Source organism: Mycobacterium sp. AZCC_0083, assembly GCF_014202335.1.
Taxonomy (GTDB): Bacteria; Actinomycetota; Actinomycetes; order Mycobacteriales; family Mycobacteriaceae; genus Mycobacterium.
The window spans coordinates 17,637-40,103 of sequence record NZ_JACHGP010000002.1; the positions used below are offsets into that span (position 1 = coordinate 17,637).

The following is a 22,467-nucleotide window of genomic DNA, read 5'->3' on the forward strand; positions in this document are numbered from 1 at the left end:
CTCACGGTCCAATGCTGGCACAGCGTGACGTCGATCGCGCGCCGAGCGGGTCCCAGCGATCTGCCAGGACGAGACCTAGCCAATCTCGGCACGCGTTCGACTCGTCGTCGGTAACGTCGCCGACATGCTGATGGCGGCCCTACGCGACATGCAGTGGCGAAGACGCCGCTTCGTCATCGCCGTCCTCAGCACTGCCATCATCTTCGCCATGACGTTGGTCCTCACAGGGCTCGCGAACGGCTTCAGTGTGGAGGCCGAAAAGACCGTTGACGCGCTCGGCGTCGACGTGTTCGTGGTCAAGGCAGGAGCGTCCGGCCCGTTCGTCGGAGCGACGCCGTTCGCGCCAGTGGACCTCGAGCGGATCGCAGCGACACCCGGCGTGCTCGCAGCGGCTCCGCTGACATATGCGGGCGGTACGGTCACGCAGGGTGATTCGACGCGCAACGCCGACTTGTTCGGCGCCCCCGAGAGCGGCCCTGGAATGCCCGTCACCTCGGAGGGTCGGGCCCCGACAACACCGGACGAGGTCGCGGTCTCCAGCACGCTCGGACGCCACGTCGGCGACGAGATCGAGATCGCGTCGCGCAAGCTGCGCATCGTCGGCATCGTCGACAACTCCACCGCACTGGCCAACCTGCCCAACGTCTTCCTCACCACAGCAGGTGCACAGCAACTCGTCTACGGCGGTCAACAACTGGTCGCGTCGATCGGTGTCCGCGGCACGATCACGCAGCTTCCCGACGGCTATGCGGCCATCGACCGTGCAGGCGCCATCGCCGATCTCCTCCGACCGCTGAAGGTGGCGGTCAACTCGATCACGATCGTCGCGATTCTGCTGTGGGTGGTCGCGGCGTTGGTCGTCGGATCGGTGATCTACCTCTCCGCGCTCGAGCGGCTACGAGACTTCGCGGTGTTCAAGGCAATTGGCGTGCCGACCCGCAACGTCGCCGCCGGGTTGGCCATGCAGGCCATCGTGGTGGCACTGCTAGCGGCACTGGTCGGTGCCTTGATGTCGATGGCGCTCGGACCGTTGTTCCCGATGCAGGTCATCGTGCCGACCGGGGCCTACGTCGCGCTGCCGCTCGTCGCCATCATCATCGGCCTGGTCGCCAGTGCGAGTGGCCTGCATCGCGCGGTATCCGTCGATCCCGCGCTGGCATTCGGGGGTCCGTAGTGGGCGATCTCAGCATCCAGGACCTCGTCGTCGAATACTCCAGCGGCGGGCACGCCGTCCGACCCATCTGCAATTTCAACCTCGACGTGGCCGCAGGGTCGCTGGTGATCCTGTTGGGCCCCAGCGGCTGCGGGAAGACGACGTTGCTGTCCTGCCTCGGCGGTATCCTCCGCCCCAACTCCGGGGCCATCAAGTTCGGCGACGTCGAGCTCACTGCTCTCGACGCACGCGGGCTGGCGCAATACCGTCGCGAGACGGTGGGCATCGTCTTTCAGGCCTTCAACCTGGTGCCCAGCCTCACGGCGCTGGAGAACGTGCTGGTCCCACTGCACGCGGCGGGCACGCCCCGGCGGGCGGCACGCGAGCGCGCCGAGGAACTGCTGACGCGCGTCGGCCTGCAGGATCGGCTCGACCACCGGCCCGGTGATCTGAGTGGGGGACAGCAGCAGCGTGTTGCGGTGGCGCGGGCGATCGCACTCGATCCGCCGCTGGTGTTGGCCGACGAGCCAACCGCGCACCTGGACTTCATTCAGGTCGAGGAGGTGCTGCGGTTGATCCGCGAGCTCGCCTCCGGTGATCGGATGGTCGTGGTCGCCACGCACGACAGTCGGATTCTGCCGCTGGCCGATCGCATCGTCGAGATGGTACCCGAATTCGCGACGATGGACCGGCCCCCCGAGACGGTGCGGCTGCTGGCTGGCGAGACGCTGTTCGAGCAGGGCACGATGGGCGATCTGATCTACGTCGTGTCCGAGGGTGACATCGAGATGATCCGCGAATTACCCGGCGGTGGTGAGGAATTGCTCAAGGTCGCCATGGTGGGTGACTACTTCGGCGAGATCGGCCCGCTGTTCCACATGCCGCGCGCCGCGACCGTGCGGGCGCGCACCGATGCGACGGTCATCGGCTACACCGTTGCCGCATTCCGGGAGCGGCTCGGCACCGGCGCGGTGCGCGACCTCATCGAGCACCGCCCGCTGCCGGAGGACTGACGAGCCCGCTTCGCTCGCGTTCCGGGGCCCGCGTGCCGTTAGCGTTGATGAACCGTGATCGCATAGAATATCCAATATCAGCGAAAGCGAGGGCCGATGTCACCGCGAACTACGCAGCGCCCGCAACGTGTCAGGGCCGCCGAGCCAGGCACCGGACAGCCCTCGGACTTCGTGCGTCCCAAGACGGCCCACCAGGCCGTCGCCGAGGCCGTCCGTCGCGACATCAGCAGCGGCAGATTCCCGCCAGGCAGCTGGATCGTGCAGGACAACCTGGTCGAGATGTACGGGGTATCCCGGATCCCGATCCGGGAGGCGCTGAAGACGCTCGAGGCCGAGGAGCACGTCACCTACGTGCCGCACAGCGGCTACCGGGTGGCCAAGCTGAGCCTGGAGGAGTTGCAGGAGGTCTTCCGCTTGCGCGCGATCTTGGAAGAGGTCCTGATTCGCGACGGCATGCCCAACGTCACCGACGAGATCGTCGAGCAGATGCGCGAGCAGATGGCCGAGATGGACACCGCCGCGGCGGCCGAGGACCTCGTCGCCGTCGGCGTTGCCAACCGGCGGTTCCACTTCCTGTCGTTCGAGGCCAGCCGGATGGCGCGCACGAAACGCATTGTCACGCAGCTCTACAACACCGCTGACGCATATCGCCCGCTGTACGCGCACCTGATGGATTTGACCAAGGTCAATACCGAGCACATTCTGCTGACCGATGCGATGGCCAAACGCGACGTCGAACGGGCGGTGGCCTTGAATCACGAGCACCGCGCGCACGCCATCGACAACCTCACCGAGGCGCTGATGCAGGAGCAGGCCGAATCGACGTCGTAACGCCGAGCTCGCGGTTGGTTGGTCTGCAGCTCATCGTTCCGGAGGCTGCCACACCGAAGGGCGCCTACTTTCCAAGTCGCTTGTGCGGGAACCAGTTATGGGTTTCGGGTGCGACGGCTCGCCGACCGGACCGCGCCGCATTGTCCGGTGTGGTCGGCGCCGACGTGTCGGTTGAAGAAGCTCGGGATCAGGCCCGGCTGGCGGCGCTCAACCTGATCGGAGCGATTGACGCGGCGGTCGGCGTGGACAACGTCACTGCGCTGGTGCACCTGCGTGGATATGTGCGCGCGACGGGTGATTTCGGTGCCCATCCCGCTGTCATCGACGGCGCCTCCCGTCTGCTGCTCGAGGTGTTCGGCGAACGATGCGGTGCGCACGCCCGCACTGCCATCGGTGTCGCCTCGCTCCCCGGTGGCGCCTGCGTGGAGCTCGATTTGGTTGCGGCCGTAGAGGTGTGACTCAGACTAGGCGCTCGGCCGTTCGTCCGATCGCCAGCCCGAGCAGGACGCCGGCCAGCGCCGTGAGCGCCAGCGCGACCCGCTGGTCGGTGGCGGCTACGCGAGCAATGCCCCTTGCCGCGGCAGGCCGCACGGGAGAGTCGGTGGCACCTTCGGGTGCGGCGATCCGCGCGTTCAACCGGTTGGCGAACTGCCCCAGGATCCGGTTGCTCACCTGAGAGATGACGCCGCTTCCGAACTGCGCGATGCGGCCGCCGAGTTCGAGATCGGTGGTCAGGGTGACCGCCGTGTGCCCGCCGCGGTCCTGAGCCACCACGGTGATCGTGGCCTCCACCGACCCGTTGCCCTTGCGATCGCGACCCGTCCCGCGGACCACCATCCGATGCGCGGCGTTGTCGCGGCTGACGATGGTCGCAGTCCCGGTCAGCGTCAACCCGACGGGTCCGACCTTGACCGTCACGCTGGCGTAATAGTCGTCGCCACTGGCGCTCTCGAGTTGCGCACCAGGGATGCATTCGACGACCTGGGGCACGTCGGTGAGCACCGACCACGCGGTCTCCAGCGGGGCGTCGACAACGAAGTCGTTGACGAGTTGCACGGTTTTCCTTCGTTTCGACTGGTGTGGTTGAGGAACTGACCCTACAATTGGATATTCTATCCAACAAGTGCGGTAAGGATCACGATCATGCTGAGCAAGGGAGTCGGACTCTTCCCCACCGAGCCCGTTGGGAAGATGTGCGAGTACGTCAGGCTGTGCGAGACGCTGGAATACGACAACGTCTGGTTCGGCGACTCGCAGAACATCTGGCGTGAATCGTCGACCGTGATGGGCGCGGCCGCCGTGGGTACCGAGAAGATCGTCTTCGGTACCGGCGTGACCAATGCCGTCACCCGTCATCCGTCACTGCTCGCATCGACGTGGGCCACCTTGGCGGAGTTCACGCAGGGGCGCGTCGCACTCGGCATCGGTACCGGCGATTCCTCTTTGCGCACAATGGGTCTCAAACCGCAACGGCTCGCAGAACTCGAACGGTCGGTGACTGATCTGCGCACGCTGTTCCGCGGCGAGAAGGTGGTCGAAGCCAGCAGCGGCGCCGACTACCACCTCAACTACCTGACAGGTCCGCTGAACATCCCCATCTACATTGCTGCCTCAGCGCCGAAGATCCTGCGAATGTCGGGCCGTATTGCCGACGGGGTGATCGTCTTGGTCGGTACGGCACCGCACTTCATCGAGGCGGCGCTGGCCACGATCGAAGTGGGCGCCAAGGCAAGCGGGCGCACCCTCGACGACCTACACATCGTGCTGTGGACGCCGACGGCCATCGGGGACGATCGCACCGAGGCCCGCGACTTGGTCCGGGCCCATGTGTCCCGGGTTGCCATCCGGCCGTTGCCCGCAAGGGTGGATCCCGCGTTGGAGAAGGTCATCGACCGCATCCGCGACAGCTACGACTACTACGAGCACATGGACACCAAGGCGGCGCACGCCGATCTGGTGCCCGACGAACTGGTCGACCTGTTCGCCCTGGCGGGTACCCGTGACGAGTGCGCCCAACGGCTCAAGGAAGTGGAGTCGCTTGGCGTCGACCAGGTGTCGATCGTGCCGTTCGTCCGCCCCGGCCAGAGCAGGGAAGCCACCATCCGCACCTTCGCCGAGATCGTCGACGGGGCCCGGCCATGACCGGCGGTGACGCCGCGACCGAGGGGGAGGCGCCAGGGTTTCCCGCCCCGGGCAGCTCGGTGCCGGGCGCTCCGCCTGCGCTGAACCGAGCACTCGTGCCAGCCGACGGTGTGCCGCGCATGTCGCCGGCGACGCGGGATGGCCCGGCCGAGAACGAGGGCCACGCGCCGGACCCGCCGCGTGCGGCGAACATCTCCGGCTCGCCGCTGATCGCCGCAGCCGCCATGCTGGGCATCGCGGTAGGGCTCGAGCTGGCCGGGCTGTCGGGCAGCTCGCGTCGGCGGCGCAGGAACTCGCCCCACGTGTTGACGTAGATCACACCCGCTCTTATTGTTGGATCCAATATTCAGTTTCTCGCCGGAGGTCTGGAATGTCGCGTATCTCGAAGTGCATGGCGGCCGTGTTCACGGTCGTCGCAGTCATCGCCGGCGGCACCGCCTGTGCGGACGAATCGTCGGGTCCACAGTCGGGCGGTGGGAGCGGCGGAACGGACACGCTCAGCATCTCCGCAACCGGTGTCGACAGCCTGCCGTTCATGGCGATCTTGCAGGCCGGCATCAACAAGAAGTGGTTCGAGGAGGCCGGCCTCAAGGTTGACCTGTACTCCGGCGGCGGTGGCGGCAATACACTGCGGGTGGTCACCAGCGGCGACGCCGACCTGGCGATCGCGGGCAACACGTCGGTGATTCTGGCCGCGCAGCAACCGAATTCGAACTTGAAGGTGATTGCTCCCTGGTTCCAGGTGAACGACTTCTCCTGGATCTGTCCACCGGGACGCACCGTCGATGGTGCGACGTTGGGCTTCAGCTCCGCCGGATCGTCGACCGAACTGCTGGTCAAGGGGCTCGAGGGCAAGCTGCCCGGCGTGAAGGCGCAGGCCGTCGGCGCGATGGGTGACAACTGGACCGCTGCCAAGGCCAACCAGATCACCGCCGGATGGGCGATGCAGCCATTCATCGCCGCCAGGCAGGCCTCCGACAACGCGCAGATCCTGGTGAACTCACGCGACGTGCTCGGCGACCTGCCAGCTGACTTGGTGGCGGTCAACACCCAATACGCCGAGGCGAATCCGGACAACCTGCGGTCGTTCTTCAAGGTGGCCGACCGACTCAACCAGTGGGTGGTGGCGAATCCCGACGAAGCCGCCACCGAGTTGGCCCCGCTGGTCGGCGTGACTCCCGAGGTGATGAAGGCCGCCTTCAAGAACAGCCCGGACCTGGCCAAGGGTTACTCCTTGCACGTCGACCCGGCCGGTCTCAAGAACCTCTCCAACCTGATGGTGGCCGCCGGTCAGATCACCGCGGCCGTCGACTGGGCGAAGGTCCTCGATCAGCAGTACCTACCCGATGAGGCACGCGCGACCATCTGATCGCGCAGTCGTAAACCACGCCGAAACGACCGACGGAAGAAGGACATTGGTGGAACCCCAAGGTATCCAGATCGAGAACGTGTCCGTTGTCTTCGACGTGCCGGCAGGGAAGGTGACGGCGGTCAAGGACATCACCCAACGCGTACCGCACACCAGCTTCGTCTCCATCGTCGGCCCCAGCGGTTGTGGTAAATCGACCCTGCTGGCCGTCATTTCGGGCCTACAGAAGGCGTCGAGCGGCACGGTCAGTGTCGGGGGCCGGCCGGTCACCGGACCGGACCCGAAGATCGGCGTGGTCTTTCAAGAGGACTCGACGTTGCCATGGCGGACCGTCGAGGAGAACGTCGCCTTCGCGATGCAGATCATCGGCACCGCCAAGGATGCCCGACGCCTGCGTGCGAAGGAGGCGATCGATCTCGTCGGCCTCAGCGGCTTCGAAAAGTCCTATCCCTCACAACTTTCCGGTGGCATGCGCCAGCGGGTTGCCTTGGCGCGGACATTGGCCGTGCAGCCCGAAGTGGTGCTGATGGACGAGCCGTTCGCTGCGCTGGACCAACAGACCCGGCTGTTCCTCGGTGCCGAGGTGCGCCAGATCTGGGCAAGGACTCATCAGACCATCGTGTTCGTGACACACGACATCTCCGAGGCGATCCTGCTGTCACAGCAGGTTTGGGTGATGTCGTACCGACCAGGGACGATCATCGACGTCATCGACATCGATCTGCCCGACGACCGCGACGCGAGCGTGGTGTCGACGCCGCGGTTCAACGAACTGCACAACCGGATCTGGGGTTCGTTGCAAGCCGAGTCCATGCGTGGATTCAAACAACAGGAGGCCCACGAGAAGGTCACCACGTGACGACCTCCTACGTGGCCGCCGACGATCTGCCTACCGAGACCATGCCTGAACCGGAACGCGAGCCCAAGACGACCGAGCGGCGACCGCGGCGGATGGGCAACCTCGTGCTCAGCGTGTCGTCCACCGTCGGGCTCATCGCCCTGTTCACCGCGTTCTGCGAAGTCGGCGTGCGCACCGGACTGTGGAAGGAGAGCGTGCTGCCCGCGCCATCGACCATATTCCCGACGCTCGCAACACTTCTCACCCAAGCACAGTTCTGGGAGGACGCAGGCCGCACCGGATTCGAAGTGGCGATCGCGATCGTCCTCGGCAGCCTGCTAGGTTTCGCCGCAGGTCTGGTGTTCTGGAAGGCACCGTTGATCGGTCGGACCTTCGAGCCATACCTGGTGTCCTTCTACGCCGTCCCGCTGGTGCTCTTCTATCCGGTGATGATCGTCCTGGTCGGGATCAACGCCATGTCGGTCATCATCCTGGCCACGATCATGGCGGCGATCCCGATGGCGCTGAACACCGCCGTCGGTCTGAATGCGATGCCACCCGTCTACATGAAACTGGCTCGCTCACTGAAGGCCTCACCCCGGCAAGCATTGTTCGCGATCGCGATTCCTGCGGCCGGGCCGTTCATCGTGGCGGGGCTTCGCCTTGCGGTCGTCTATGCGCTCATCGGCGCCATCGCCATGGAGTTCACCACCGCCCAGGCTGGTCTTGGCTACCGGATCCGCTACCTCTACGAGGTGTTCGACAACAACCAGATGTTCGCCTACATCGTCATGGTGCTGGCGTTGTCCCTCATTCTCACGGTGCTCCTCGCCATCGTCGAGCGGATGCTTCTTCGTGGGAGGAACCTGTGACCGCGACACTCACCGAGGCCGCCGAAGCGCGGCCCCGCTCCGACTGGATCCGCTCGGTTCTTGGCAACCAGTTCGTCGGGTCTGCACTCTTGGCGCTGATCGTCGTCGTCGGGTGGGAAGTCCTGTCCGGCTTGACGTTCGTCATTCCGTCACCCGTAGAGACGCTGCTTGTCCTGTCCCGGAATCTCTCGGATCCGACCTATCTGTTCGACGTTCGCATCACCGCTCAGTCGGTCTTGCTGGCCTTCGTCATCGGCACGGCAATCGGCGGTGGCACGGGCCTGCTACTGGGGCTTTCGCAGCGATTGCGGCTGATCTTCGAGCCGCTGATCATCGTCCTCAACGGCATCCCGAAGATCGTCCTGTATCCGGTGCTGTTGCCCATCTTCAGCCTGACCGGATCGAAAGTCGTCATGGGCGTGCTGTTCGCGCTGTTCCCGGTGCTGATCAACGTCTCCACCGGAGTCAGGGAGATCCCACGGGTGTACTGGAAACTGGGGAAGTCGGTGCGGGCCAACCCCTGGCAGATGTTGGTGCACATCATCTTTCCCGCCATCCGGCGGCCGCTGCTCACGGGAATCCGCCTTGCCGTCAGCCTTGCCGTCGTCGGTGTCGTGCTATCGGAGTTCTTCGCAACGCGACGCGGGCTCGGGCGGGTCGTGTTGCAGTCCTACAGCCACGGTGACTACCCGTCGATGGTCGCCACCATCATGTTGCTCATCACCATCTCGTTCGCGATCTCCATCGCCCTGTGGCAATGGGAGAGGCGAATCCATTGACACCACAGACGACTGGACCGGGCTACGTTGGCAGCTCGGTGCGGCGTCGTGAAGACGAACGCATGCTGGGCGGGCGGGGTCGCTTCCTTGCCGATCACGCAGCGGGCGCCCACCACGTCGCGTTCGTGCGGTCGACCCAGGCGCACGCACGCATCACGAGCATCGACACGTCGCGTGCCGAGCAGATGCCAGGCGTGCTGGGTGTCTTCGTCGCGAAGGATCTGGGCCTGGCCGACACGCCCATCCCGGAGCTGACGACGCCGGACCCGGCCTTCGGCGCTGCGACGTCGTGTGTTCTCGCCAAACAGCGACTACCGATCCTGGCCACCGACCGGGTGTACTACGTCGGGCACGCCATCGTGGTGCTGATCGCCGAAGACCGCTACCGCGCCGAGGACGCGCTGGAGGCAGTCGACGTGGAATACGAGCCGCTGCCGCCGGTCACTGAACCGCTGGCCGCACTCGATCCCGCGGCCCCCGTGCTCTTCGACCACTTGGACGGCAACGAGGCGGCCCGGATCGAGTTCGCCTTCGGCGATCCCGACAAGGCATTCGCCGGCGCGCACTGCGTCGTCGAGAACACCTACCGGATGAACCGACACGGTGCGGTGCCCTTGGAGTGTCGCGGTGTCGCAGCGGAATTCGATGTGCGTCGCCACCGGGTCGACGTACTGACCTCCACGCAGGTTCCGCACATGGTCCGCAACGCGATCTGCGCGGTGACGGGCTGGCCGCGCGAGGACATCAAGGTCTCGGTGCCCGATGTCGGCGGTGGGTTCGGGACCAAGGCCAACGTCTACGCCGAAGAGATCGTGCTTCCCGTGCTGGCTCGACACACCGGCCTCAAGCTGATCTGGGTCGAGGACCGTCAGGAACACCTGGTGGCCAGCGCCCAGGGCCGCGACCAGGTACACCGAACCAGGCTCGCCGTCGACGACGACGGCCGCATCCTGGCATGGGACGACGACTTCATCGTCGACATCGGCGCCGGAAGCCTTTGGGTCGCAGGTATCGTCGCGAACACCGCGATTCACCTGCTCGGGCCGTACCGCGTGCCTGCCGTGCACGTCAAGGGCAGGGCAGCGCTGACGAACAAGACTCTGGTGGCCCAGTACCGCGGCGCAGGCCGGCCGGAGGCGACATTTGCGCTTGAGCGCAGTCTGGACGCCGCGGCATGTCAGCTGGGCATCTCCACCGAGCAGATCCGCCGCCGCAATCTGTTGACGGCAGCCGATCTGCCGTATCCGCAACCCATCCCGTACCGCGACGGGGTGCCGATCGTCTATGACGGTGGCGACTACCGGGCGTGTCTCGACTCGGTGCTGACGTCGCTGCCGCGCAGCGAGACAGAACGTTGCGCGGCAACCCATCCCGATCATCGAGTCGGATACGGGTTGTCGTCCTATCTGGAGGCGACGGGCCGCGGTCCGCACGAGACCGCCCGTCTGCGACTGCTGCCGAACGGGCACTTCGAGGTGATGGCAGGCGCGGCGTCGGCGGGACAGGGCCACGAGACGACCTTCGCGCAGGTCGCCGCCGACGCGTTGGCGGTACCCTTCGAGCGCGTGCACTACGTGGCATCGGACACCGAGCAGCTGCCCGACGGCATTGGGACGTTCGCCAGCCGCTCGGCGATACTGGCCGGTTCGGCGGTCCACCAGGGGGCTCTCGAGTTGATCGAACTCGCGGCCGTGCGAGCACGCACGTTGCTCGGTGCGGGGGAAGTGCGCTATGCCGACGGGGCATTCCATGCGGGCGACAACGTCATCGGCTGGAATGCGTTGGCCGCCGCACAACGGGTCGGCGGCCAGGACGAAGGAGGCGGCGCGCTCGACGTCAGCACTGTCTTCCGGGTGTCCACGGTGACGTGGACCATGGGAGTGCACGCGGTCATCCTCGGCGTACACCGCCGCACCGGAGTGGTGAAGGTGTTGCGCTACGCCGTTTCTCACGAGGGTGGTCGCGAGATCAATCCGAGCATCGTGGAGGGGCAGATCATCGGCGGGGTCGCGCAGGGCCTTGGTGGTGCGCTATTCGAACACTGGAGTTACTCCAAGGGCGGTGAGCCACAGTCCACCACCTTAGCCGCCTACCACCTGCCCCTGAGCACCGACGTTCCTCGGGTGCGGGTGGAACACCTGTACGTCGATACCCCGTCCAACCCGATCGGCGTGCGCGGCGCGGGGGAGAGCGGCACGATCGCGGTATACGCGGCCGTAGCAAGCGCGGTCGACGACGCGATCGGCGGGACGTTTCACGTCGACAGCACGCCGATCGCCACCGGCGACCTGTGCCGGGCATTGGACGCGGTGGCGTCGTGAAACCCGCAGAATTCCGATACCTCCGACCGCGCTCGGTCGCGGAGGCACTCGATCTGCTGGCCGAACACCCCGATGCGAAGATCCTGGCCGGTGGGCAGTCCTTGCTGACACTGATGAACCTTCGACTGGCCAGGCCGTCGGTGGTGATCGACATCGGGGGACTGCTGGAGCTGAACCGGATCTTCGACGACACCGACCATCTCATCCTCGGTGCACTGGTCACGCACCGCACGGTCGAGGTGGATCCCGTGATCGGTGCCCGCGCGCCGCTGCTGGCCGATGCGGCCCGCTACATCGGCCACATCGGGATCCGCAACCGCGGCACCATCGGCGGTTCGGTGGCCCACGCCGACCCGGCCGCCGAAATGCCGCTGGCCACATTGGTGCTCGGCGCCACCTTCCACGTCGAATCGGCGGAGAGCGGGCGCAGGGAGGTATCCGCCGATGACATGTTCGTGTCCTTCTACACCAGTGCGCTCGAACACCACGAGATGATCACCTGGGCGTCGATCCCGGCCACCCGGCCGCATCAGGGCTGGGGATTCGTCGAATACGCGCATCAGCACGGCGATTACGGGCTGGCCGGCGCTGGGTGCACGCTGACACTGCGGCCGGACGGCCGCGTCGCCTCGGTGCGGGCTGGAGTGCTCTCTGCTGCCGATCGGCCTCTGCTGTTCCTCGGCGATCGGGTCGTCGGCGCTGAACCTTCGCGAGACCTGTGGCACGGCCTCGCCAACGACTGGGCCGCCCTTACGGATCCGTCGGCCGAGGACGCCGATTACGCACGGCGGCTCTGTGCGACCGCCCTCGCCGAGGCATTGACCACGGCTGAGCGACGCATCACCCAGGACGACGAGGGCGCGTATGACGCCCGCTGAAACCCCGGACTCAGTCGTCGTGGCCGTCACGGTCAATGGCCGCGAATTTCGTCGTTCCGTGCCCCCGCGCTTGACGCTGGCGGACTTCCTGCGCGACGAACTCGGTCTCACCGGTACGCATTTGGGATGTGAACACGGTGTCTGCGGAGCATGCTCGGTGTTCCTCGACGGGCGAAGCGCGCGAGCCTGCCTGGCGCTGGCGGCTCAGGTCGACGGGATGCGGGTCGACACGGTCGAGGGACTGGATCAGTTCGAGGAGGCACCCAGGCTGCGCCGGGCCCTCTCCGACAACAACGGGTTGCAGTGCGGGTTCTGCACCCCGGGCTTCCTGATCACGGCGGTGGAGCTGTTGCGTGACACCGATACCGACAAGCCGCTCACCGAAGAAGTGGTTCGAGAAGCATTGTCCGGCAACATCTGTCGCTGCACCGGATACCAGGGGATCGTGCAGGCGGTTCTCGATGCCGCCGAGTCGTCCGAATAGTGCGCTCATCTGCGACCCGGCAACGATTGGCCGATCTGCTCCGGCCGGTCGGCCGGGCCCGGTGGGGGATGGCGGCCTGGCTGGCGGTCGCGCTGTGCACGATCCTGGTGGTGTCCCGTGCCCTTGGGCACGCCGAGTTGGGTTCGTCGGTCGCGTTGGGATTCGTTCTGACCGCGGTGCCCACGCTTCCCCAGCAGTTGCGCAGCGCGCTGGTGACCGTCGCCGTCCGCGGGCTGACGTTGGTCGTGGCGACAGTCGCGGTGGCGCTGACCACCGGCAGCCCCGTGGCCCTCGGAATGACCATCGTCGCCGCTGCCGTCTTCGGGGCTCTCGTCGAAAGAGTGGGTGCGACAGCGGGGTTGGCGGTGGTGCTGATCGCGGTAGATGCCGGCGCCACGGTGGCTACGTCGCCGTGGGCGTCGTGGCCGTACGCGGCGGGCGCGCTGGCGGTCACGGCGGCCTGGCTGGGATGGTGGGCGTGCGCGCAGGTCTTTCGCTACGACGATCCCGTCGACGGAGAGTCGCCGCCCACCGCATCCAGCGGGATGGGCGGTCACGCCATCCGTGTGGGTGTGGCGGTCGGTGGGGCCGTCGTGATCGCTGGCCTGCTGCCCGATGACCTGGTGGGTGGGCACTGGTTGATCACCAGTGTGTTGCTGACCATCCAGCCCAGGCGGACGCAGACCGGTGTCCGCATGGCACAACGGCTTTCGGGTAATACGGTGGGGGCTGTCATCGCGGCAGTGGTACTCGGCGCGCAGCCACCGGCCCAGGTGGTCATTGCAGTCACGATGATCTTGTTCTTCCTGGCGATGGCCTTGCGGCCGGTGAACTACACGTGGTGGGCGGTCACCGGTCCACCAGTACTGCTGGTCATCGGCGAGTACCCCGGACTGTTTCCGTGGTACGAGGGCGGCATCCGGCTCGCGATGAACATGGCGGGCGCACTCGTCGTCCTCGTCGTCGTATTCGGCGCGTCGTGGCTCGTCCGTCACCGCTCTACCGCCGAGGGGAAAGATCGGATAGTGTATCCAAAAATGTTCCTAAGGAGTCGCCAGTGACCACGCTGTTGGTTGAGGACATCGGCGTGCTGGTGCACGGTGACAGCGCCGTCGCGCCGCTGCGCGACACCACGATCCTCATCGAGGATGGTGTCATCTCCGGCATCGGAATCAGCCACCCCGCACCGGATCTCGTACTCTCGGCGGGCGGGCTGACCGTGATACCCGGTCTGGTCGACGGTCACGTGCACCCCACCTTCGGTGAATGGACGCCAGCACAGAATTCCATCGGCTGGATTCACAACTATCTGCACGGCGGCACCACGTCGATGGTGTCCGCCGGTGAACTGCACATTCCCGGCCTGGCCTTCGATGCATTGACCCCCGAGCTCGTACTGAGCATCGCGATCACGTCCAAGCACACGACGGGGCGGATGCGGCCTTCTGGGGTCAAGGTCAACGCAGGCACGATACTTCTGGTCCCCGGCATGACCGAAGAGCACTTCGACCGCGCGCAGCGCGAGGGCATCGACCAGGTGAAGTTCATCTTCTATGACTGGAACCGGTTGGGCGACGGTGAGGCTCAGCGATACGTCGGTTGGGCGCACGAACGCGGAATGACCGTGAAGATGCATTCCGGCGGGGTGTCCCGATCGGGCAGCAGCCGGGTGGCCGGAGCGGACGTCGTGACCGCCGTCAAACCCGATATCGTCGGCCACATCTCCGGTGGCCCCATACCGGCGCCCGACGAGGACATCGTCGCGATCGTGGCCGAGCTGCCGTCGGCGAAGCTCGAGGTGTGCAGCTCGAACAACTACCGCGCCACCAAACTCGTCGTCGACGAACTCACCTCCCGTGGTCAACTGGGGCGCCTCACCCTCGGCACCGACACCCCTGGCGGAACCGGTGTCATCCCGCGCGGGATGCTCCGCAACGTCTGTTACCTGTCGTCGGTGTGCGGTGTCGACCCCCTTGTCGCCGTCGCCGCGGCAACCGGCCAGACCGCCAAGGCCCACGGCCTGCACACCGGCATAGTCGCCGAGGGCATGCCCGCAGATCTGGTCGTGCTCGGTCCCATCACCGGCTCGATGGCGACTGACGGCCTGGAATGCTTTGCGCTCGGCGACCTTCCGGGGATCGCCGCGGTACTCGTCGACGGTGTGCCACTGGTGCGCACCCGCAGCGAACAGACCCCGCCGCCCAGCCGAGCGGTGAGCTGGCACGGTCCGGTCGACGCCCATGGGCGCGATCAACCTGCCCTCGTAGCCGCGCACGGCCCGGGCTGCTGCTGAGCCGCCACCCCATCCACCAGGTAGGAGAAGAGTGACACCCTCCCAGTCCCTGACGCCACCCGTCACCCCCGACGCACTGATCGGCGTCGACGCGTTGCTCGACGACGAAGAGCGCCAGATTCGCGAAGCCGTACGCGAACTCGTCAAGGCACGCATCGCCCCCGACATCGCCACCTGGTATGAGGATGGCGAACTGCCGGTGCGGGATCTGGCCCTCGAACTCGGTGAGCTCGGATTGCTCGGAATGCACCTGGTGGGTTACGGCTGCTCGGGCACGTCCGCAGTCGCCTACGGTCTGGCCTGCCTCGAGCTGGAGGCAGGCGATTCCGGGATTCGGTCGCTGGTCAGTGTGCAGGGCTCACTGGCCATGTTCGCCCTGCACGCCTTCGGCAGCGAAGAACTCAAGACGCAGTGGTTGCCAGAGATGGCGGCCGGCCGCAGGATCGGCTGCTTTGGGCTCACCGAACCCGACTTCGGGTCCGATCCAGCCGGAATGCGTACCCGCGCTGCCCGATCCGGTACCGACTGGATCATCAACGGCGCCAAGATGTGGATCACCAACGGATCGGTCGCCGACATCGCCGTCGTGTGGGCCCGCACCGATGACGGCATCCGAGGATTCGCGGTGCCGACCGACACCCCTGGCTTCACCGCGCACACCATCAAGTCCAAGATGTCACTGCGCGCGTCGGTGACCAGTGAGCTAGTGCTTGAGGACGTCCGCCTGCCCGACAGTGCACGACTGCCAGGAGCCAGCGGCCTGCGCGCGCCGTTGAGCTGTCTCAACGAGGCCCGGTTCGGGATCGTATTCGGCGCCATCGGCGCGGCCAGGGACTGCCTCGAATCGGCGCTGAGCTACGCGGGTGCGCGCAAGCAGTTCGGCCGCGCCATCGACGGATTCCAGCTCACACAACAGAAACTCGCCGACATGACGCTCGAGTACGCCAAGGGCTACCTGCTGGCGCTGCACCTTGGTCGGCGCAAGGATGCGATGGGTCTGGCCGGCCCGCAGGTCAGCCTCGGCAAGCTCAACAACGTGCGCGAAGCGTTGACCATTGCCCGCACCGCCCGCACCATCTTGGGTGCCAGCGGCATCACGTCGGAGTATCCGGTCATGCGACATGCCAACAACCTGGAGTCCGTGCTGACCTATGAAGGCACCAGCGAGATGCACACGCTGATGATCGGTCAGGCGCTCACCGGCGCAGCGGCGTTCCGGTGACGGCCGACGGTTGGGATGCATAGTGGCTGAGCCGATTGACGACTACTTCACCGACACGATCTCGGCGTTGCCCGATGACGGCGCCTCGCCGACATCCGGCGGCGTGCTGAGTCCGCAGGCCTGGCTCGACCTGTTCGACGCGCAACTGGGCAGCCGCCACCTCGACCTTGCGGCGCGCTGGCTGCGTTCGCACGGACGGGGTTTCTACACCATCGGCTCGTCGGGTCACGAGGGCAATGCCGCCGTAGCCGCGGCACTTCGCCCGACGGATCCGGCGTTGCTGCACTACCGCTCCGGCGGGTTCTTCCTGGCCCGCGCCGCTCAAGTGGATGGCAGCGATCCGCTGCGCGATGTGCTGCTGGGCCTCGTCGCGGCGACGGAGGAACCGATGTCGGGCGGGCGGCACAAGGTGTTTGGTCGACACGACCTGAACATCATCCCGCAAACCTCGACCATTGCTTCGCACCTGCCGCGGGCGGTCGGCGTCGCCTTCTCGATCGCACGTGCCAAGAAGTTGGGGGTCGAATGCCCCTGGCCCAGTGACGCTCTCGCGGTCTGCAGCTTCGGCGACGCGTCGGTCAACCACTCCACCGCGGCCGGCGCGATCAACACCGCGATGCACGGCGCCTATCAGGGTCTGCCGATCCCGCTGCTGTTCGTCTGCGAGGACAACGGGATCGGCATCAGCGTGAAGACCCCCCAAGGGTGGGTCGCCAGGACGTACGCGAATCGCGATGGCCTGGAGTACTTCAGCGCCAGCGGCTCCGACCTGGCCGACACCTTCGGCACCACCGCAGCCGCTGCGGAGTGGGTGCGGACTCACCGCAAACCAGCGTTCCTGCATCTGCGCACGGTCCGACTGATGGCCCACGCGGGATCCGACTACGAAGCCGCCTACCGGCAGCCGAAGGAGATCGCCGCCGACTACGACCGGGATCCCTTGCTATGCACAGCCAAGGCGCTCATCGGGCAAGGCGTGTTGACGCCAGCCCAAGTGGTGGAACACTACGAGGCCAAACGATCTCAGGTCCTCGAGATGGCTTCGGAAGTCGCCGATCTGGCTCAACTCGACAGCGCCCATGCGGTGATGGAGCCACTGCGGGCGAGTATGGAGGACGCGGTGGCGGCCTCGAAACGCCCGCTCGCAGCGATGGACGTCGACGGTGGTGGTGACGAACCACCCCTGACCGTGGCGCTGGCCATCAACCGCGCGCTGCAGGACGTGCTGGCGCGCCATCCCGAAGCGCTGCTCTTCGGAGAAGACGTTGGCCGAAAGGGCGGCGTGTACGGAGTGACTCGTGGTCTGCAATCCAAGGCCGGTTCCGCGCGAGTCTTCGATACGCTACTCGACGAACAAGCGATCCTCGGCTTGGCGCTGGGTGCCGGAGTGTCTGGGCTGCTTCCGATTCCAGAGATTCAGTACCTCGCCTACGTGCACAACGCCGCCGACCAGATCCGCGGCGAGGGCGCGACCCTGCAGTTCTTCGCCAATCGGCAGTACCGCAACCCGATGGTGGTGCGGATCGCGGGATACGCCTATCAGAAGGGTTTCGGCGGGCACTTCCACAACGACAACTCGATCGCGGCGCTGCGCGACATTCCCGGCGTCGTGATCGCCTCGCCCGCGCGCCCCGACGATGCCGCGGCCATGATGCACAGCTGCGTCGAGGCCGCGTCGGCGGCCGGCGTCGTCTGCATCTTCCTCGAACCCATCGCGCTGTACCACACACGGGACCTCTACGAGGATGGTGACGACGGCTGGTTGGCGTGCTATCCCGACCTCAGCGCCGAACCCCACGCGCCGATCGGCCGGGCCCGCACCTACGGTCACGGGACCGATCTGACCCTGCTCACATACGGCAACGGGTTGAGGATGAGCCTGCGCGTGGCGCGGAAGCTCGACCGCATCGGCATCAGTAGCCGCACCGTCGATCTGCGCTGGCTTGCGCCGATGCCGGTTGGCGACATCATCCGGGAGGCGAATGCCACCGGCACGGTGCTGATCGTCGACGAGACGCGGAAGACCGGCGGAGTCGGAGAGGGCATTCTCGGCGTCCTGCTCGAACACGGATTCGCCGGACGCCTCGATCGGGTCGCGAGCTCTGACAGCTTCATCGCCCTCGGCGACGCCGCGCTGAAAGTGCTGCTCTCGGAGGACGACATCGAGGCCGCGGCGACGAAGCTGGTTGGCTCGGCCTAGCGCGCCGAGTCTTAGCATGCGGCACTGACAACTCGGGCCGTCGACGTCGGTGTTGTGCAGAGTTGTGCACAGTCACCGATTCATCCACAGCTCGAGGTTGCGGGTCGGTTGGATGTCTGAGTCTGCGGGCATGAATGTCTGGGTTCCTCAGCATGATTGAAGCGTGTTCGAGGAATTAGCCCAGAGCGATGACCTGCCGCATGTCGATGATGCGGCGCTGGTTGATGCCGTCACCGGCTGGACCCGTGCCCAGGCCACCGTGGCCTTTCACCGGATGGCCGCCATCGCCGAACTCACCACCCGACGCTGCGCCGCCGAGCAAGCCATGGGGCGGGAGATGTGGGCCTGCGATGGCTGGGACAGCGCGGCCGCCGAGATCGCCGCAGCCAGCGGGATCAGTCAGCGGACGGCGTCCACCCACATGCATCAAGGGCTGGCCCTGCGTCATCGGCTGCCCCAGATCGCCAAACTGGTCGCCGAGGGCACCCTGGCCGCCCCGCTGGCCCACACCATCAGCTGGCGCACCCAACTGATCGACGACCCCGACATCCTGGCCCGCGTCGACGCCGACCTGGCCGCCATCGCCGCCTCCTTCGGCCCGATGTCGGTGACCAAACTCGAAAACGCCATCGATGCCGCCATCCTCGTCCACGACCCCGCCGCCGTCCGCCGCTTCCAGACCGCCGCCAAAAGCTGCGACGTGAAGTTCGGGGACCGCGACGACACCACCGGCACCACCACCATCTGGGGGCGGTTGACCGTCACCGACGCCGACCTGGTGGCGCGTTGTGTCGCTCAACTCGCCGCCACCGTCTGCCCGCACGACCCCCGCAGCTCCGGTGAACGCCGCTCGGCAGCCCTCGGTGTGCTCAGCGCCCGCGGCACCCACCTGCCCTGCACCTGCGCACGCCCCGACTGCACCGCCGCCGGACCCGACGCCCGCGCCGAGGCCATCGTCATCCACATCCTCACCGACCACCACCCCGACACTGCACCACCCCCGCCACCACCCGACCCAGGGCCCAATGATCCCGACGTGGGACCACCACCGCCGGCCCCAGGGCCGATGCCCGACCAACCACCGCCCGGGGCGCAACGCGGGATCGCAGCGCAGCCAGCACCCGACCCCAACCTAGAACTGGAGCGCGAACCCGACCCCGACCCCGAACTGTCGGACCCTCAGCCGCAGCCCGAACCCGAACCCGAACCATCAGACCACCAGCCACAGCCCGAACACCGCAGCACCGCTTCGGGATTGGCGGTGATCGCCGGCGGCGCGATCGTACCCACCCCACTACTCGCCGAACTCATCCGCCTCGGCGCCCCCATACGCCCCGTCGTCCACCCGGCCGAACTGTGCGCCGAGCCGCGCTACCGCCCCTCAGCCGCATTGGCGCGGTTCGTACGCAATCGAGATCAAACCTGCCGCTTCCCCGGCTGCGACCGGCCCGCCGAACGCTGCGACCTCGACCACACCACACCCCACGGTCCCGGCGGGCTGACCCATCCCGGCAACATCAAAGCCCTATGCCGAAAACACCACCTACTCAAGACTTTCTGGATCGGCCCGACCGGCTGGACCGACCACCAACTGTCCGACGGGACCATCGTGTGGATCAGCCCCACCGGACACCGCTACACCCGACCACCGGGCAGCAGACTGCACTTCCCACACTGGGACACCACCACACCGCTACCGCCGGGCACCCTCGCACCAGAAGCGGCCACCGGCTCACCCGAACGCGGCCTGACCATGCCCACCCGCAAGAACACCCGCGCCCAACAAAGCGCCCAGCGACTCCACGCCGAACGCCAACGCAACCAACGCGCCATCGACGACGACCCACCACCGTTCTGACCAACCGGGCACGAGCCCGACAGAACGGCCCTCGGCCTCAGCACTCATTGCCGACATCCTCGGCGCGCATCGGGCCGACGCGCCAGTAGTCAGATCGCCACGGATTGGCGAAATCTGGCCATCGCCACGGCATTGGACTTAGTGCGCGGCGGTGTAGGTCTGCCGGTATTCGTAACTCTGCCGGTACTTCTGGGGCGATACCCCGACCGTGCGGTGGAAGTGATAGCGCAGCGACGCGTAGGAGCCGAACCCGGACTGCTCGGCGACGCGGTCCATGGTGAGCCCGGTGGACTCCAGAAGCCGGCGGGCTCGGTCGATGCGCATCCTGGCGAGCAATCCCAACGGGGTGGTGCCGAAGTGCTCGCGGAATTGGCGGTTGAGCGTTCGCACGCTGACCGCTGCGTGGTTGGCGATGGCCCGCAGGTCGAGCGCATCGACCGCGTTCTCCTCCATCCAGGTGATCGTCGGCTGCAGCGGATGGCCTGCGTCGGCGGGCCCCGCGTGCTCGATGTACTGCGCCTGACCACCATCGCGCCACGCGGGCACCACGATCCGTCGCGCGGTTCGGGCCGCCAGGTCGGGGCCTGCGTGCTGGCGGATCAGATGCAGGCACAAGTCCAAACCCGATGCCACTCCCGCCGCCGTCAGCACGGGGCCCTCGTCGACGAACAGCACGGTGGGGTCGACGTCGACGGCGGGATAGCGCCGTGCCAACTCGTCGGCGAACTGCCAATGGGTTGTCGCGCGCCTGCCGTCGAGCAGACCGACTGCGGCCAGAGTGAAGGCCCCGACGCACATCGACGCGACCCGTGCGCCGTTGTCGGCGGCGGCCCGCAACGCAGAAATCACTTGCGGGTCAGGTTCTTCCATGAATTGATGGGTTCCCGGCACCACCACCAGATCCGCGTCCACTAGCGCGTCCAATCCGTAGGACGTGCGAATCTCGGCCATGCCCCAGTCCGCGGTGGTGCTGATCGACGGGCGCTGTCCGCACACCCGGACCTCGTACGGAGGGACCGCAGGGTCGCCGACGGGGGCTCCGGCTTCAGTTGCCGCCATGTTGGCCATGCCGAAGACCTGGCCGGGAATCATCAGTTCGAAACCCATGACCTGGTCGAGCGCCAGCACGGAAATGATCATCGTGGCCATATCTTAACTATGTTCGGCCATCTAGCCACTGGTATCCGCAGGCTGCGGTCCGGCAGTGTTGCGGTATGGACCTCCCAGACTCCGACATCGCCAGCGCCGCAAAAGAGTTCGTGTTCGACGTCTCACCGGCCTTCGTCGCCAATCACAGCGTGCGAAGTTACCTGTTCGCTCGTGAGCTCGCCGCGGTCAAGGGATTGCGGAGCGGCGTCGACTACGACGACGAACTGGTGTTCCTCAGCTGCGTGCTGCACGACCTCGGCGCCACCGACCACGCGAACGGCGATCAGCGGTTCGAAGTCGACGGCGCCGACGCCGCGGCACGCTTCTTGCGTGACCGAGGAGTGCAGGAAGACCGGGTCACGACCGTCTGGCAGGCGATTGCGCTGCACACCAGTGTTGGCATAGCGCACAGGTTCGGTGCCGTGCATGCCATCACCCACATGGGGATCGGGACGGACATCGTCGGCACCGATCGCGACATGCTCGCACCGGGATTCGCCGATCGCGTCCACGAGTCGTGGCCACGTCACGACCTCGGCTACGCGCTGACCGAAGTCATTGCCCGGCAGGTGGAGGCCAACCCGGCGAAGGGACACCCGATGACCTTTCCCGGCCATATGCATCAGCTGATGTACCCAGCGACGCCGGCGGTGACGTTCTTGGACGTCGTAGGTGCTTCCGGCTGGAACGATCAGCCGCTGGTAAACGGTTAGACGGGCGCAGCGAGCAGCACGTCGAACTCCGCGGTCGTGGCTGGGCGCGGAACATCAGTGCGTCGGCGAATGGCGTTCAGAACGATCGCGACGATCGCGAACTGCGCGGCGCCCAAGAGAACCAGCGGCCAGGCGGCACCTGCCACGACGGCGAGGGGCAGCGGATGCGCCTGAGGTGCGACCCGATCGTTCAGCTTGCCGACCACGAGGGCCAACCCGATCGTGGTCATCACCCAACCAAGTAGGTAGCAGGACAGAACGGTGGACAACACTGGTGGCTCCTCGTCGGCGGGGGCACCCAGAAGGTGCCTGTCTCACACACTGTGTGGCGAACGCCTTGGAGGATTCTTGC

At 66.5% G+C, this 22,467-nt stretch carries 22 protein-coding genes; 19 read left to right on the forward strand and 3 right to left on the reverse strand.

Annotated features, from left to right (window positions below; all coding sequences use genetic code 11):
* Positions 1-124 precede the first annotated feature (124 nt).
* The 4 genes from HNP02_RS03615 (at position 125) to HNP02_RS03630 (ending at position 3,455) form a co-directional block, all read left to right on the forward strand.
* Positions 125-1,174, forward strand: a complete 1,050-nt coding sequence (locus tag HNP02_RS03615; protein WP_184435163.1) for an ABC transporter permease — start codon at positions 125-127, stop codon at positions 1,172-1,174.
* Positions 1,174-2,166: an ATP-binding cassette domain-containing protein gene (locus HNP02_RS03620; RefSeq protein WP_184435178.1), complete on the forward strand. Its 993-nt coding sequence runs from the start codon at positions 1,174-1,176 to the stop codon at positions 2,164-2,166. The genes HNP02_RS03615 and HNP02_RS03620 overlap by 1 nt, the downstream gene beginning before the upstream one ends.
* Before the next feature lie 96 nt (positions 2,167-2,262).
* Positions 2,263-2,997: a GntR family transcriptional regulator gene (locus tag HNP02_RS03625; protein WP_184435181.1), complete on the forward strand. Its 735-nt coding sequence runs from the start codon at positions 2,263-2,265 to the stop codon at positions 2,995-2,997.
* 14 nt (positions 2,998-3,011) lie between these two features.
* Positions 3,012-3,455, forward strand: coding sequence for a RidA family protein (locus HNP02_RS03630; protein ID WP_255506188.1), 444 nt, complete (start codon positions 3,012-3,014; stop codon positions 3,453-3,455).
* A 1-nt stretch (position 3,456) separates the two neighbouring features.
* On the opposite strand, the gene HNP02_RS03635 is transcribed toward HNP02_RS03630, so the two are convergent.
* A complete protein-coding gene (locus HNP02_RS03635) occupies positions 3,457-4,053 on the reverse strand; it encodes an SRPBCC family protein (RefSeq protein WP_184435185.1) in 597 nt (198 codons plus the stop codon).
* A gap of 87 nt (positions 4,054-4,140) precedes the next feature.
* Here HNP02_RS03635 and HNP02_RS03640 point away from each other — a divergent pair, with 87 nt between their 5' ends.
* The 14 genes from HNP02_RS03640 to HNP02_RS03705 all read left to right on the forward strand — a co-directional run bounded on the left by HNP02_RS03640 (position 4,141) and on the right by HNP02_RS03705 (position 20,253).
* Complete coding sequence (locus tag HNP02_RS03640) at positions 4,141-5,139, forward strand: LLM class flavin-dependent oxidoreductase (RefSeq protein WP_184435188.1); 999 nt, start codon at positions 4,141-4,143, stop codon at positions 5,137-5,139.
* On the forward strand, positions 5,136-5,453 hold the full coding sequence (locus HNP02_RS03645; RefSeq protein WP_184435191.1) for a hypothetical protein: 318 nt from the start codon (positions 5,136-5,138) through the stop codon (positions 5,451-5,453). Before HNP02_RS03640 ends, HNP02_RS03645 begins: the two co-directional genes overlap by 4 nt.
* A 77-nt stretch (positions 5,454-5,530) precedes the next feature.
* Positions 5,531-6,508 (forward strand): ABC transporter substrate-binding protein, encoded by a 978-nt coding sequence (locus HNP02_RS03650; protein ID WP_255506190.1) that lies wholly within the window; start codon positions 5,531-5,533, stop codon positions 6,506-6,508.
* A 79-nt stretch (positions 6,509-6,587) separates the two neighbouring features.
* Entirely contained in the window at positions 6,588-7,367 is a 780-nt protein-coding gene (locus tag HNP02_RS03655) for an ABC transporter ATP-binding protein (protein ID WP_375373642.1), read from the forward strand.
* Positions 7,364-8,218, forward strand: coding sequence for an ABC transporter permease (locus HNP02_RS03660; RefSeq protein WP_309241399.1), 855 nt, complete (start codon positions 7,364-7,366; stop codon positions 8,216-8,218). Before HNP02_RS03655 ends, HNP02_RS03660 begins: the two co-directional genes overlap by 4 nt.
* Positions 8,215-8,997 carry an ABC transporter permease subunit gene (locus tag HNP02_RS03665; RefSeq protein ID WP_309241400.1) on the forward strand — a complete coding sequence of 261 codons (783 nt, stop codon included), beginning with the start codon at positions 8,215-8,217 and terminating at the stop codon, positions 8,995-8,997. The genes HNP02_RS03660 and HNP02_RS03665 overlap by 4 nt, the downstream gene beginning before the upstream one ends.
* On the forward strand, positions 8,994-11,318 hold the full coding sequence (locus tag HNP02_RS03670) for a xanthine dehydrogenase family protein molybdopterin-binding subunit (protein ID WP_255506191.1): 2,325 nt from the start codon (positions 8,994-8,996) through the stop codon (positions 11,316-11,318). Before HNP02_RS03665 ends, HNP02_RS03670 begins: the two co-directional genes overlap by 4 nt.
* Positions 11,315-12,196 (forward strand): xanthine dehydrogenase family protein subunit M, encoded by an 882-nt coding sequence (locus tag HNP02_RS03675; RefSeq protein ID WP_184435199.1) that lies wholly within the window; start codon positions 11,315-11,317, stop codon positions 12,194-12,196. Before HNP02_RS03670 ends, HNP02_RS03675 begins: the two co-directional genes overlap by 4 nt.
* The gene (locus HNP02_RS03680; protein ID WP_184435201.1) at positions 12,183-12,680 is read left to right on the forward strand and encodes a (2Fe-2S)-binding protein; all 498 of its coding nucleotides are present in this window, start codon (positions 12,183-12,185) and stop codon (positions 12,678-12,680) included. The genes HNP02_RS03675 and HNP02_RS03680 overlap by 14 nt, the downstream gene beginning before the upstream one ends.
* Positions 12,680-13,741 carry an FUSC family protein gene (locus tag HNP02_RS43630; protein WP_184435203.1) on the forward strand — a complete coding sequence of 354 codons (1,062 nt, stop codon included), beginning with the start codon at positions 12,680-12,682 and terminating at the stop codon, positions 13,739-13,741. Before HNP02_RS03680 ends, HNP02_RS43630 begins: the two co-directional genes overlap by 1 nt.
* Positions 13,738-14,973: an amidohydrolase family protein gene (locus HNP02_RS03690; RefSeq protein WP_184435211.1), complete on the forward strand. Its 1,236-nt coding sequence runs from the start codon at positions 13,738-13,740 to the stop codon at positions 14,971-14,973. Before HNP02_RS43630 ends, HNP02_RS03690 begins: the two co-directional genes overlap by 4 nt.
* 31 nt (positions 14,974-15,004) lie before the next feature.
* The gene (locus HNP02_RS03695) at positions 15,005-16,195 is read left to right on the forward strand and encodes an acyl-CoA dehydrogenase family protein (RefSeq protein ID WP_309241401.1); all 1,191 of its coding nucleotides are present in this window, start codon (positions 15,005-15,007) and stop codon (positions 16,193-16,195) included.
* 22 nt (positions 16,196-16,217) lie between these two features.
* Complete coding sequence (locus HNP02_RS03700) at positions 16,218-18,395, forward strand: thiamine pyrophosphate-dependent enzyme (protein WP_184435213.1); 2,178 nt, start codon at positions 16,218-16,220, stop codon at positions 18,393-18,395.
* Positions 18,396-18,558: 163 nt separating this feature from the next.
* Positions 18,559-20,253, forward strand: coding sequence for an HNH endonuclease signature motif containing protein (locus HNP02_RS03705; protein WP_184435215.1), 1,695 nt, complete (start codon positions 18,559-18,561; stop codon positions 20,251-20,253).
* A 138-nt stretch (positions 20,254-20,391) separates the two neighbouring features.
* Here the strand turns inward: HNP02_RS03705 and HNP02_RS03710 are convergent, their stop codons facing one another.
* On the reverse strand, positions 20,392-21,402 hold the full coding sequence (locus tag HNP02_RS03710) for a GlxA family transcriptional regulator (RefSeq protein ID WP_255506192.1): 1,011 nt from the start codon (positions 21,400-21,402) through the stop codon (positions 20,392-20,394).
* 65 nt (positions 21,403-21,467) lie between these two features.
* Between HNP02_RS03710 and HNP02_RS03715 the strand changes: the two genes are divergently transcribed.
* Positions 21,468-22,115 carry an HD domain-containing protein gene (locus HNP02_RS03715; protein WP_184435217.1) on the forward strand — a complete coding sequence of 216 codons (648 nt, stop codon included), beginning with the start codon at positions 21,468-21,470 and terminating at the stop codon, positions 22,113-22,115.
* Here the strand turns inward: HNP02_RS03715 and HNP02_RS03720 are convergent.
* Positions 22,112-22,387, reverse strand: coding sequence for a hypothetical protein (locus tag HNP02_RS03720; protein WP_184435219.1), 276 nt, complete (start codon positions 22,385-22,387; stop codon positions 22,112-22,114). The two genes, HNP02_RS03715 and HNP02_RS03720, sit on opposite strands and share 4 nt — an antisense overlap.
* Positions 22,388-22,467 lie beyond the last annotated feature (80 nt).

Excerpts from the sequence above, each read along its gene's own strand:
- HNP02_RS03615 (WP_184435163.1), top strand. The coding sequence starts at position 125 with ATGCTGATGGCGGCCCTACGCGACATGCAGTGGCGAAGACGCCGCTTC.
- HNP02_RS03625 (WP_184435181.1), top strand. The coding sequence starts at position 2,263 with ATGTCACCGCGAACTACGCAGCGCCCGCAACGTGTCAGGGCCGCCGAG.
- HNP02_RS03640 (WP_184435188.1), top strand. The coding sequence starts at position 4,141 with ATGCTGAGCAAGGGAGTCGGACTCTTCCCCACCGAGCCCGTTGGGAAG.
- HNP02_RS03645 (WP_184435191.1), top strand. The coding sequence starts at position 5,136 with ATGACCGGCGGTGACGCCGCGACCGAGGGGGAGGCGCCAGGGTTTCCC.
- HNP02_RS03650 (WP_255506190.1), top strand. The coding sequence starts at position 5,531 with ATGGCGGCCGTGTTCACGGTCGTCGCAGTCATCGCCGGCGGCACCGCC.
- HNP02_RS03680 (WP_184435201.1), top strand. The coding sequence starts at position 12,183 with ATGACGCCCGCTGAAACCCCGGACTCAGTCGTCGTGGCCGTCACGGTC.
- HNP02_RS03710 (WP_255506192.1), bottom strand. The coding sequence starts at position 21,402 with ATGGCCACGATGATCATTTCCGTGCTGGCGCTCGACCAGGTCATGGGT.
- HNP02_RS03715 (WP_184435217.1), top strand. The coding sequence starts at position 21,468 with ATGGACCTCCCAGACTCCGACATCGCCAGCGCCGCAAAAGAGTTCGTG.